The sequence below is a fragment of the Bradyrhizobium sp. 62B genome (assembly GCF_030272265.2).
Taxonomy (GTDB): domain Bacteria; phylum Pseudomonadota; class Alphaproteobacteria; order Rhizobiales; family Xanthobacteraceae; genus Bradyrhizobium.
On the sequence record NZ_CP092841.2, the window covers coordinates 4,034,069 to 4,045,841 of the forward strand.

Genomic DNA, 11,773 nt, shown 5'->3' on the forward strand with positions numbered 1-11,773 from the left:
TTCGATCGATCTTCCCCGGCCTTGCTCAGTCGAGGCCGATCAGGCGCGCGGTGATCGGCGAGGCCGGATCCTTCAGTCCGTCGATCACGGTAAAATGGTTCAGCCCGGGATCGACGACAAGACGGGTCGGCACGTCGAAACCGGTCCAGACATTGGCCATCAGGTCGGACTGGCGGATGAATTCGGGCCGCTCGCCGCCGCCGACCCAGGCGGTGACAGGCGAATGTCCGCGCGGCAGATGCAGCGCAGCACTTTCGAGCGCCGCCTCTTCCACGGTCATGCGCAGCGTGTCGTTCATTTTGGTCTTCAGCAGCGGACGCAGATCGTGCAGGCCACTGATCGAGAGGGTGCCGGCGATGCGGTTGAAGACGGCGGGCTCGAGCCGGCTGTCGTCGCACAACATGCGCGTGACGAGATGACCGCCGGCGGAGTGCCCGGCAAGCCGGATCGGTCCTGCGACGAGCGAAGCCGCCTTGGCGATCGCGGCGGTGATTTCGGCAGTGATGTCGGAGATGCGCGCGGCCGGCGTCAGCGTGTAGCTCGGCAGCGCCACGGTCCAGCCGTGTTGCCGTGCGCCTTCGGCCAGATCAGTCCAGGTCGATTTGTCGAAGCGCATCCAGTAGCCGCCGTGGACGAACACCACGAGGCCTTCGCTGTCGCCGTCGGGCAGGACCAGGTCGAGCTTCTGGCGCTCACCGGCGCCGTAGGCGATATCAGCGCGAAAATTTGTCAGCCCTGCCCGGTAGGCCCCCGCCCGCTCCGCCCACAGCCCCGGCATCTTGTCCGACCCCGGGATATGGGCCGAATTGGCGTAAGCATCATCCCAATCGCGCATTGTCACTCCCGAGGACTCAGGCCTTGCGATGGGCGCCAGTCTGCCACCAGAGCAGGTGGCGTCCTAGTACTTATTTTAAGCTTAAAGGATTTTGGAGAGCCCTTGTGTCGGGCAACAGCCGCTCCAGCCGGGATATCGTGGGGTGAGCAAAGCGCAGCGTGCCCACGCATTTGGTCTTGTCAGAGAAAATTCGTGGGCACGGCGCAAGTGCGCCTTTGCCACCCCTACGAGAGCCGCGATTGAGGTGGCCGCTACGCCCTCTCCACTCCGCACCATTCCGCGATGAACAGCGCCATCGCCTTGGTCGTCTTCTTCAGCGACTCCAGCTCGACGAATTCGTTGAAGCCGTGCATCTCGCCGCCGCTGGCGCCGAAGCAGAGGCTCGGGATGCCCTCGTTGAGGCCGTAGAAGCGGGTATCGGTGAGCGCGGTGAAGACGAGGTCCTCCGGCGTGCCGCCATAGACCTTGCCGAACGCTTTGCTGAACGCGGCCTCCGGCGCGGCGGCGTCGGTCAGCTCATAGCCTTCCGACAGGAACCCCGACCACTCGATCTCGGGCGGATTGTTGGCGAGGAAGCGGTGGTTGCGCGCGGCGGCCGCGACGCAGGCCATGATCTCCTTCTGGTGATCGGCGATCGACCAGCCCGGCAACACCGCGATCCGGCAATCGACGTCGCACCATGCCGGCACGCTGGAGGCCCAGTCGCCGCCCTTGATGATGCCGGGGTTGAAATTGATGGGATGGTTCAACGTCCTAAAGTGCTTGTCGGCCTTGGCGCGCTCGTTCCACTCGATCTCGAGCTTTTGCAGCGCCTGGATCAGATGATAGGCGGCCATGATGGCGTTGGCGCCGGAGCCGGCGAATGCCACGTGCGTCGGATGCCCCTTCACGCGCAGGCGGAACCAGATCACGCCGACCTGCGAACGCACTATCTTGCCGCCGGTCGGCTCCGGGATGAAGCAGGCGTCCGCGCGGTAGCCTCGCTGCAGCGTCGAGAGCGCGCCGACGCCGGTGCTCTCCTCCTCGATGACGGACTGGAAATGGATCCGCGCCGTGGGCTTGAAGCCCGCGGCCTTGATTGCGTCCAGCGCATAGAGCGCGCCGATCGTGCCCGATTTCATGTCGCAGGCGCCGCGGCCGAACATCTTGCCGTCCTTGATGACGGGCGAGAACGGCGGCGTGTCCCACAATTCCAGCGGGCCGGCGGGCACCACATCGCAGTGCCCCTGCAGGATCAGCGACTTGCCGCCGTTCGTTTGCGGACGATAGGTCCCCACCACCGAGCGCGCCTTGGAGAAATCATGCTCGATCGGGCCGAAGCCGCGCAGATCCTTGAGATCGTCGACGTCGATGTGCCAGTCATCGACCTCATAGCCACGCTCGCGCAGGAGGTCGCCGATCATGTCCTGGCACGGCCCCTCCGCCCCGCGGGTCGAAGGGATCGCGACGAAATCGCGTGTGGTTGCAAGCTGGGCTTCGAAGCCGGCATCGACGGCGTCGAGAATCCTCTGCTGCGTTTCGGCATTCATCAGGCAACTCCAGGCATTCCAATGGTCCCAAGGAGTGCGCAGGCTAGCCGATTTCAGCCGTTCGGGTACTCCACAAAATATGCATCCCGCAATGCATCTTCGAGCAGGCGGCCTTCGGAATAACCATTTAGCGACGCAGGCCGGCTGACGCCGTCGAGCAGGCGCGGACACGGCTCGGGCGCGCCGAGCACCGTGCGAACCGGGATGCGCTCGGCATAAACAGGCAATTCATAGTCCTCCTCGTCGTCGGCAACACCCTTGGCGCGTATCTTGGCCGAGGCTTCCTCGATCTCCATCGCGATGAAGGACGTCGCCTTGATCTCCTGGGTGTTGCTGGCCCGAAGGCTCGCGGTGCGATCCGGGAAGAAGCGGTCGACCATCGCGATAACCGCGCGCTCCTTCTCCGCTGGATCGGTAACGAGATAGGCGGTGCCGAATGCCATCACCGCACGGTAGTCGGCGGAATGGTTGAAGCCGCAGCGCGCCAGCACGAGGCTGTCGAGATGGGCCACCGTGAGACACACGCGCTCGCCCCTGGTCTGATTGCGCAACATCCGGCTGGCGCTCGAGCCGTGCCAGTAGAGCTTGGTGCCCTCGCGCCAGAAGAAGGTCGGCGTGCAATAGGGCTGTCCGTCGATCACGTAGGAAACGTGGCAGAGCATCGAGGAATCCAGGATGCGATGGACCGTGTCGTGATCGTAGAAGTCGCGGTCGTGCCGGCGCTTCACCTGGTTGCGCGCGGAGGTCGGATAGGAATTGGTGGTCTCGGTCTGGCTCACGGCCGCTCCTGATCGGATTGGAAAGAACGGGAGCAGTTGTAGCGGCGCATTTGGTCTGCGATAGTTCCAATTCCATGCGAAAAATTCCGACCAATTCCATCCCCTCGCCGGTTAAGGCCGAACTGCCGCTCGACCTCACCGGTCCCCACATCACGGCCGGCGCCTCGTCGGCGCACCGGCTCTATCAGGCCCTGTGCGAGATGATCGTCGGCGGCCTGGTGAAACCCGGCGAGCCGCTGCCGCCGTCTCGCACGCTGGCGAAACAAACGGGCTTTCGGCGCAACGCCGTCGTCATCGCCTATGAGCGACTGATCGCCGATGGCTTTGCCGAGGCCACTGTCGGCTCCGGCACCTTCGTCGCCGCGCGTATCCCGGCGCGCGCGGCCGCGCCGAACAAGCCCAAGGCGATCGTCGAAATGCCCGGGCAAGGCGCATTCGCGCTCGGCTGCACGCATATCGACGAACGCGCGGTGCAGCGCTTCCGCGCCTTCGTCGGCCGGCGCATGCGCGCCTTCGGGTCGGAACATCTGCATTATGGCGACCCGCGCGGCAGCCGCGAGCTGCGCGCGGCCATCGCCGATCATCTACTGTCGGCGCGGGGGCTGCGCTGCGATCCCGATCAGATCATGCTGACGTCTGGCACCCTGCACGCGCTGCGCATCGTGCTGAGCGCGATCCTGAGGACGGGCGACCAGGTCTGGTGCGAAGACCCCGGCTATCCGGCCGCGCGAAAAACCATCGTGCATTGCGGCTATCGCGCCGTGCCCGTTTCCGTCGACGAGCACGGCATGCGGATCGCCAAGGGCCGCACCGCGGCGCCCGACGCACGCGCGGCCTATGTCACGCCCTCGCACCAGTTTCCGCTGGGCGTGCAGATGTCGATGCCGCGGCGCCTCGAGCTCTTGGACTGGGCCAGGCAGGCCGGTGCCTTCGTGCTGGAGGACGATTACGACAGCGAGTTTCGCTATGACGGCGCACCGTTGATGTCGCTCGCCGGCATCGACCGTCTCCAGCGCGTGATCTACCTCGGCACGTTCGCCAAGACGCTCTTTCCGGGCCTGCGCATCGGCTATTGCGCCCTGCCCGAACGCCTGATCGCGGACGTGACGGCGGCGCGCGCGGCGCTCGACCGCTTCCCCGCCACGCTGATGGAAGGCGCCGTGGCCGACATGCTCAATTCAGGCGCGTTCGCCGCAAACCTCAAGCGCGTGCGAAAACTCTATCGCGACGCGCGCGATGTGCTGGCCCAAACGCTGGAAGCCGCGTCCGATGGCGTGCTCTCGGTGCCGGTGCCCTCACAAGGCCTGCATCTGGTCGCTCGGTTCGATCCGTCGGTCGACCTGTCGGTGGCCGCGCGGGCCAAGCAGGCGGCCGGCGCGGAAGGCTGGCTGTTGGCCGACACCTATTCGCGCACGCGGCCTCTGCCCGGCTTCGTGCTGGGATTTTCCGGTCATCCGGTTCCACAGTTCAAGGCCTCCGCCGAACGGCTGGCGAGGGAGTCGCGCGCGGCCCTGCGCGCGAGGGCCAAGGCGGCCAGGGGCGCGTGACGAACGTTCACTATGAGAATCGCCGGCCAGTCCCTACATTGCGGCATCGTCTCCGAGACCTTTCGCCATGCCGCTACGCCGCACGATCTGCCTCTCATTCCTGATGTCCATCGCCCTTGCCGCGACGGCACATGCCGGCTCGGTGGGACGCGAGCAAGACATCGGCGATCTCAAGCTGGGTCAGCGCGTGCAGGTGGACGACGGAACCTGTCCCGCCGGACAGGTCAAGGAAGTGCGGGGGGCGAAGATGTCGGACAAGGGCGTCGTCCGCACCGCCGCTTGTGTGCCGCGCTACGGCCCGAAGACGAAATAGCTACTGCTTCGCCGGATCGAACATGCACTGCAAGGTCGGCTTGGCGATCTTGGTGAAGGTCGGGCCGATCTCGCCCTGCTTGGAAGCCGGCACCCAGTCGGTCTCGATGGTGGGTACGCCAGTTTCGCTGATGCCGCGCAACAGCGCCTCGCGAAGATCGCGATCCTCGACGGCCGCCGCGGCGTGATCGTGCAGGCAGCCGCAGACTTCCTCAGGATGTTCCCAGCGCCCAATCATCCGTGGCGCGCACTGACGCACGAACTCGGTACGGGGATCCGGCAATCTGGAGGGCGCGCGCACCTGCGCCTCGGCGGCACTGATCGTCAGGACGGACACGAACGCAGCGGCGCAAAATCGAACGAGCATGATGGCCTTTATCGGCTGATTTTCTTGTTATCGATCAGAAGCGCGCGGCAACCACGATCGGCTGCGACGTCGCGGTGGTGATCGGCGAGCCGCTGTACTGGAAGGTGCCGATACCGGGGAGATTGCCGTCCGGCGAGCCCGCGAACGAGGAACCGGCAACCACGAAAGCGAAAGCAAGGATGAAGCTGAGCGCGCGCATGGTCTTGTCTCCGAATTCCCTGGCCGGCGGTGCGCCGTCGTCGTTGTGAAGCTGATAACCATGGGCGGTTTCGCCCGTGATGCGCCAAAAACGCAAAATGGTTTCATCTGGCGTGAGAATTGTTTCGTCGCATGCGGGGCGACGAAACAATTCTCCAAAACTGCCAATCATTTCAGTCAGGTCGCGCCGGAGCTGAAAGCGGCCTGCCAGGCTCCTGATCCAGCCGCGCAACCGCCTCCGCGCCGCCGCCGTCACCGTAACGCATTGCGCGCTTCACACGCATTTTACGTTTTTCTGCTGAAGAGGATGTCAAACGAAGGCTGGGTCCGGTCGAACCGGGGGCGCGTCGGCTACGACCCAAGCCATCGAAACCAAGACGCCCGGGATCACCGGGCGCGTTCAGTTGAGGGATGGCCATCATGACGATGCAGGATCGCGCAACGCCGCGCGAGGCGGACCAGCGGACCGACGGCGGAGATCAACGACCGAGGCGCGTCGCCTCGGCCGGCGTGATGTCGCTGCAGTCCGGCCGCGGCTTTGAGGCCGCGCCGCAAGCATTCGTGCGGCTGACCGGCTCGCATCTCGTCAAACGCGTCACTGCGTGAAGAACTCGCCGCATTTCTGGACGTTTGCGTCTGCCGGTCCCCACGGCATGATCGGGACGGTCGAGGTCGAGTTCTTCGGCGAACCTTCGATCAGCCTGTCCGAATAGACCATGTAGACCAGCACGTTCCGCTTGGCGTCGCAGCCGCGCACGATCTGCATCTTCTTGAAGAAGAGCGAACGGCGCTGACGGAACATGTCGTCACCCTGCTCCATCTTGGTCTTGAACTTGATCGGGCCGACCTGGCGGCAGGCCAGCGAGATGTCAGAGACCTCCTCGGCAAGGCCCAGCCAGCCCTTGAAGCCACCTTTCTCCGGCACCGTGAAATGACAGGCGACGCCCTCGACCTCGGGATCGTCGAGACCATAGGTCGCGAGCTTGTCGTTCGGGCTCATCCATTTGAACACGGTGGAGCGACGGAAGATCAGATCGGGCTCGTCGGCAGCTTGCGCGGACGCCGCCGGCACAGCCAAGGCCAGGAGGAATAAGGCGAGGCCTTTCAAGCGGATGCCGCCAAGACCAGGGAAACGAGATGACATGAAGTTCTCCGGTAACAAGTCCCCACAATGTAGGTATGAGGCCGCCACTCAGGAAGACGACGAGCGGACGGGCACGGCCGCCGTTTACCGCTCTGTGAGGCTTTTTTGTTACGTCTTGGACAAAAGTAGCTGATGGCAGAACCGCGCTGCTGGTGAACGCGTATCCCCTTTGCGAGACTAACGTCTGATTTGGATTATGGATTCGAGGATGAACAGCGTGAACGGGTCGGGTTTCTCTGCCAAGCCGGCGCGGCTTTGGCAGGTCGCCATTGTGACGGCGGCGAGTGCGATCGGCGCGACCAGCCAGGCTGACGCAGCATATTACTATTGGACGGATTATTCCGACGGCTCCTATTACGGCCGACAGGACCGGCATCCCGAGATACCGCGCCAGAAGCCGCAGAAGCGCAGCGCGACCGGCAAGAAGGAAGTTGTCGCCCAAAAGGAAGCCGGCACCAAGCCGCAGGGGCCGCTGGTCATCGTCGTCTCGATCGACCGGCAGAAGGTGACGGTCTACGACACCAATGGCGTGTTCGCGGAATCTCCGGTGTCGACGGGCATGAAGGGCCATTCGACGCCGATGGGTGTGTTCAGCGTCATCCAGAAGCACAAGTTCCATCATTCCAACATCTATAGCGGCGCGCCGATGCCGTACATGCAGCGGATCACCTGGTCCGGCGTCGCCATGCATGCCGGCGTGTTGCCGGGATATCCGGCTTCGCATGGCTGTATCCGGATGCCGATGGCGTTCGCGGTGAAGATGTGGAATTGGACCAAGATGGGCGCACGCGTCATCGTCGCGCCCGGCGAGATGTCGCCGCACAGCTTCTCTCATCCCATGCTCGCCTCATTGCGCGTTCCGCCGCAGCCCGCCGCCAGCCTCGAGCCGCAGACCAATGTCGGCGACAAGGCAGACAAGGGCGCAGCGCAGACCAAAGCCGCCGAAGCCAAGCCCGCTGAAACTAAGCCCGCCGAGACCAAACCTGTCGAAACCAAGACCGCCAGCGCCGACGCGGTGCTCGAGCTGCGCGCCTCCGTTGGCCATACCGTGATGTCGGATGTGACCACGGGCAATGCGCCAGCGCATGAGGAAGCCGTCGCGCCCGCCGACAAGGCCGAGACGGCCGAAGCATCCGACGCGGCCAAGCCTGCGTCGGAAGAAGCCGCCAAGCCGGCGACCGAGGACAAGCCCGCCGACAAGGCCGAGCCGGTCAAGACGCAAGCCGCGGACTCCGCGAAGACGCCCGAGGCACCGGCACCTGCGGTCGCCGCCTCCCCCGAGGTGAAGAAGGACGAGACCCGCGTCGCCGATCCCGCGCCGACCGCCAAGCCCGACACACCCAAGCGGGCCGGCCAGATCGCCGTCTTCATCAGCCGCAAGGATTCCAAGCTCTACGTGCGGCAGAATTTTGCGCCGCTGTTCGAGGTCCCGGTCACCATCGCCACGAGCGACCGTCCGCTCGGCACGCACATCTTCACCGCCGAGCTCGACAAGACCGATACCAATGCGCTGCGCTGGTCGGTGGTGTCGCTGCCCGTCTCCGCCCGTTCCGCGGCACGCCAGGACGACAGCCGCCTCACCCGCCGCAAGGCTGGCGTTGCCGTGATTCCCGTCGCCGCCAAGCCCGTTGCTGCCAAGCCTGTCGTCACGCCGGACAGCCCGGCCGCGGCGCTCGACCGCATCTCGATCCCCGCCGACACCATGGCGAAGATCAACGAGATGCTGACATCAGGCGGCTCCATCATCATCTCCGACCAGGGCATCAACCAGGGCGAGACCGGCGAAGGCACCGACTTCATCGTCCGTCTGTACTGACCTGCTTCACTGTGGCCGATAACGCGGTGTTGACGAGGCCGGGCGCACCGGCGGAGTAACATGCGGCCCGGATCATTTCGGGGGATGCCGTCATGATGAACCGCAGGACCGTGCTCACCGTGGCGCTGGCGGGCGTGCTCGCGCCGGCGACGCGTGCGTTTGCCGATGGCGGCATGAGCCGGATCTCGGCCTATGCGTTTTCTTTCCCCGCTTTGTCGGGCGACGACATCCGCCTCGCCGCTTTCACCGGTAAGCCGCTGCTTGTGGTCAACACCGCCTCGCTGTGTGGCTACACACCGCAATATGCCGGCCTGCAGGAGCTCTGGAGCGAGTTTCGCGAACGCGGACTCACCGTGATCGGCGTGCCCTCCAACGATTTCGGCGGCCAGGAGCCCGGCGGCACCAGCGAGATCACGGCGACCGCGCACCACCAATATGGCGTCACCTTTCCGATCACGGCCAAGGCTGCCGTCGTCGGCGCCAAGGCGCATCCCTTCTACAAATGGGCCGCCGATGCGCGGCCTCGGGAAGTTCCGCGCTGGAACTTCCACAAATACCTGATCGGCCGCGACGGCTATATCGCCGACGTGTTTCCGTCAGCGGTCGAGCCGGCCGATACGCGGATCAAGACGGCAATTGCCAAGGCGCTGGCCGACAGCTGACCCGAGGCGCAGCCCATCCGGCTGGGCACAATTGTGGCGGGATGCCAAACAGCCGTTGCAATGGCGATGGGCCACCATCTAGGCTAGGATCGTAAGGGCAGGACGGTTTGGCCGAAGGCGAAAAGCCGCGGCGGAACAACGGGATCAATCTCGAGGACAACACCATGCGCGTGGCGGCAGGACTGATTTTGGCAAGCGCGATCTCTCTGGCCATGACGGGCGCGGCGTGGTCGCAGACCCCGGCCGCGAAGCCCGCAGCCGCGACGCAAGCCGCACCGGCGGCAACGCCGGCAGCTGCACCCGTTGCTGCTCCGCCCCCAGCGGCAGCGGCGGCGCCAGCCGGTTTCGTCAATCCGCCCCCGCCCAAGCAGGCCCCGCAGCCGGCGCGCGCGGCCTGCAACACGCAAGGCGCGCTCGGTGTTGCCCGCACCGTCGAAATCGACACCACCGGCGGTCCCGGCTTCGGCTTCGAGCATTTCAAGGAGCTCGACTTCCTGCGCGACAAGGAGGTGGTGCTGACCTTCGACGACGGTCCCTGGCCGAAGAACACGCCCGCGGTGCTGAAGGCGCTCGCCGATGAATGCACCACCGGCATCTTCTTCTCGATCGGCAAGCACGCGACCTACGAACCGGAGATCCTGAAGCAGGTCTACGCCGCCGGCCACACCGTCGGCACCCACACCTGGTCGCACGCCAACCTCAACAACAAGAAGCTCACCGAAGCGCAGCGCAAGGAAGAGATCGAGAAAGGCCTGTCCGCGGTGAAGTGGGCGCTCGGCGGCATCTCGCCTTCGCCATTCTTCCGCTTCCCGGCGCTCCAGCATCCGCCGGAGATGGTCACCTATCTCGGCAACCGCAACACCGCGATCTTCTCCTGCGACATCGACTCCTTCGACTTCAAGGCCTCCAAGCCCGAGAAGGTGGTCGAGACCGTGATGAAGAAGCTCGACACCAAGGGCAAGGGCATCATCCTGATGCATGACTTCCAGAAGCACACGGCGGAAGCCCTGCCCGAGCTGCTCAAGCGCCTCAAGGCCGGCGGCTACAAGGTGGTGGCGATGCGTGCCAAATTCCCGGCGTCGACGCTGCCCGAATACGACCAGGAGCTGCTCAAGGACGCCAAGCTGCCGACGGTGAGCCAGCGCCCGGTCAATTCCGTGGTGACGACGGTTTCCGAATAGACGGCCATTGTCTTTCCAGATTGAAGGCTACGTCATCGTCTCGGCGGACGGCATGCTCGCCGACGCCGGCCATGTCATGCCCGACAGCCTGAAGTTCGACGGCGACAAGCTGTTCTTCGAGCAGGCCCTCGATCGCGCCGCGCTGATCGTGCACGGCCGCAACTCGCATGAGCAGCAGCCGAACTCGCCGAAGCGCAAGCGGCTGATCCTGACGCGCAAGATCAAGGCCCTCACCGTCGATCCCGAGATGCCGAACGCGACGCTGTGGAATCCGGATCATGCGAGCTTCGAAGAGGCCTGCGCCTATGCAGATGTCGCCTCCGGCACGGTCGCAATCATCGGCGGCCCCGTCGTGTTCGACCTGTTCATGGACCGCTATGACACGTTCTGGCTGTCGGAAGCCCCGCATGTGCGCCTGCCCGGCGGCGAAGGCTGTTTCGTCGGCGTGCCCCAGCGGACGGCGCACGAGGTGCTGGCCTCGCACGGACTGAAGCCGGGCGCATCGTATCTCCTCGACTTCGAGCACGAAGTGACGGTGACACCGTGGCGTCGACGCCAGGCCTGAAGTTAAAAAGCGAAGATCAACCCCATGCACAGTACCGGCATCTTGTTACCGGTGACCACCCCGCGGAATGATCACATCAAACTTGGGAACTCGGGAGCTGACGTTCGGCTGCCAGCTCGCGGCTAGACGTCCCCGTAGGCGGCCTCGGCTGGACGCGTGGTGCGGCCGTAGCCCATCAGCATGAACAAGGCGCCGATGATCGAGAGGTTCTTCAGCGCGTCGACCACCATCTTGGCATTGTCGGGCGCCGCCTGGTTCCAGAAGTCATCGAGCACCACCGTCGCAACCGCGACGTAGATGATCATCAGCATCGCGAAGAATCGCGCGCCGAAATTCAGCGCGATCATCAACCCCGCGATGATCTCGAGCCCGCCGACCGCGATCGCCAGCAACTGCGGCGTGGTCATGGCGGTCGCCGTCTCGAGCTGCTTGGCGTAGGGCGCGACGATGTCGGGCACCACGACCTTGCTGGCGATGGAGTCGGCCGTCGCCTGGATGGCAAAGAGCTTGGTCGCGCCCGTGTAGATGAACAGCACGGCGAACAGAATTCGCCCGAAAGTCACGAACGCTGGCATGATCGACCTCTTGGCAAGCTCAGAGCGCGGAACGCGTGAGCAGATTATGGAGAGTCGTGCGCCGGTTTACAAACAGCGAAATGGAGAAGTGAAAGGAATTCAAAAGCAGGCGGCGCGGTGTCCCTTTTCCCCTTGCCGGAGAAGGTGGCGCGAAGCGCCGGATGAGGGGGTATCTATCCGCAAGCTCAATGTCAGAGAGGACTCGCGGACCGATACCCCTCACCCGTCTCGCCGCTCCGCGACGATCCACCCTCTCCCGCAAG

14 protein-coding genes are annotated in these 11,773 nt (G+C 64.7%); 7 read left to right on the forward strand and 7 right to left on the reverse strand.

The window, feature by feature from the left end; genetic code table 11:
- Positions 1 to 25: 25 nt before the first annotated feature.
- The 3 genes from ML401_RS19060 to ML401_RS19070 form a co-directional block, all read right to left on the reverse strand.
- Positions 26 to 835 carry an alpha/beta hydrolase gene (locus ML401_RS19060; RefSeq protein WP_211417307.1) on the reverse strand — a complete coding sequence of 270 codons (810 nt, stop codon included), beginning with the start codon at positions 833 to 835 and terminating at the stop codon, positions 26 to 28.
- A gap of 251 nt (positions 836 to 1,086) precedes the next feature.
- Entirely contained in the window at positions 1,087 to 2,364 is a 1,278-nt protein-coding gene (locus ML401_RS19065) for an ArgE/DapE family deacylase (protein WP_285806567.1), read from the reverse strand.
- A gap of 53 nt (positions 2,365 to 2,417) precedes the next feature.
- A complete protein-coding gene (locus ML401_RS19070; protein WP_285806568.1) occupies positions 2,418 to 3,143 on the reverse strand; it encodes a pyridoxamine 5'-phosphate oxidase family protein in 726 nt (241 codons plus the stop codon).
- A 74-nt stretch (positions 3,144 to 3,217) separates the two neighbouring features.
- Here ML401_RS19070 and ML401_RS19075 point away from each other — a divergent pair, with 74 nt between their 5' ends.
- The gene (locus ML401_RS19075) at positions 3,218 to 4,690 is read left to right on the forward strand and encodes a PLP-dependent aminotransferase family protein (protein WP_285806569.1); all 1,473 of its coding nucleotides are present in this window, start codon (positions 3,218 to 3,220) and stop codon (positions 4,688 to 4,690) included.
- 67 nt (positions 4,691 to 4,757) lie between these two features.
- Complete coding sequence (locus tag ML401_RS19080; RefSeq protein ID WP_211417311.1) at positions 4,758 to 5,003, forward strand: DUF6719 family protein; 246 nt, start codon at positions 4,758 to 4,760, stop codon at positions 5,001 to 5,003.
- Here the strand turns inward: ML401_RS19080 and ML401_RS19085 are convergent, their stop codons facing one another.
- Both ML401_RS19085 and ML401_RS19090 read right to left on the reverse strand, forming a co-directional pair.
- A complete protein-coding gene (locus ML401_RS19085; RefSeq protein ID WP_194402400.1) occupies positions 5,004 to 5,369 on the reverse strand; it encodes a hypothetical protein in 366 nt (121 codons plus the stop codon). It abuts the gene before it with no gap.
- A gap of 34 nt (positions 5,370 to 5,403) precedes the next feature.
- Complete coding sequence (locus ML401_RS19090; RefSeq protein ID WP_259211060.1) at positions 5,404 to 5,799, reverse strand: hypothetical protein; 396 nt, start codon at positions 5,797 to 5,799, stop codon at positions 5,404 to 5,406.
- 188 nt (positions 5,800 to 5,987) lie between these two features.
- On the opposite strand from ML401_RS19090, the gene ML401_RS19095 reads away from it, so the two are divergent.
- Complete coding sequence (locus ML401_RS19095) at positions 5,988 to 6,173, forward strand: hypothetical protein (protein ID WP_211417312.1); 186 nt, start codon at positions 5,988 to 5,990, stop codon at positions 6,171 to 6,173.
- Here ML401_RS19095 and ML401_RS19100 read toward each other — a convergent pair.
- The gene (locus tag ML401_RS19100; RefSeq protein WP_211417313.1) at positions 6,163 to 6,711 is read right to left on the reverse strand and encodes a CreA family protein; all 549 of its coding nucleotides are present in this window, start codon (positions 6,709 to 6,711) and stop codon (positions 6,163 to 6,165) included. The genes ML401_RS19095 and ML401_RS19100 overlap by 11 nt on opposite strands.
- A gap of 208 nt (positions 6,712 to 6,919) precedes the next feature.
- Between ML401_RS19100 and ML401_RS19105 the strand changes: the two genes are divergently transcribed.
- The 4 genes from ML401_RS19105 (at position 6,920) to ML401_RS19120 (ending at position 10,935) form a co-directional block, all read left to right on the forward strand.
- Entirely contained in the window at positions 6,920 to 8,527 is a 1,608-nt protein-coding gene (locus ML401_RS19105; protein WP_285806570.1) for a L,D-transpeptidase, read from the forward strand.
- A 92-nt stretch (positions 8,528 to 8,619) separates the two neighbouring features.
- Entirely contained in the window at positions 8,620 to 9,189 is a 570-nt protein-coding gene (locus ML401_RS19110) for a glutathione peroxidase (RefSeq protein WP_194402404.1), read from the forward strand.
- Positions 9,190 to 9,353: 164 nt separating this feature from the next.
- Positions 9,354 to 10,370, forward strand: coding sequence for a polysaccharide deacetylase family protein (locus ML401_RS19115; protein ID WP_285812705.1), 1,017 nt, complete (start codon positions 9,354 to 9,356; stop codon positions 10,368 to 10,370).
- Positions 10,371 to 10,377: 7 nt separating this feature from the next.
- Positions 10,378 to 10,935, forward strand: coding sequence for a dihydrofolate reductase (locus ML401_RS19120; RefSeq protein ID WP_285806571.1), 558 nt, complete (start codon positions 10,378 to 10,380; stop codon positions 10,933 to 10,935).
- A gap of 122 nt (positions 10,936 to 11,057) precedes the next feature.
- On the opposite strand, the gene ML401_RS19125 is transcribed toward ML401_RS19120, so the two are convergent.
- Positions 11,058 to 11,510, reverse strand: a complete 453-nt coding sequence (locus ML401_RS19125) for a DoxX family protein (RefSeq protein ID WP_259211074.1) — start codon at positions 11,508 to 11,510, stop codon at positions 11,058 to 11,060.
- Positions 11,511 to 11,773 lie beyond the last annotated feature (263 nt).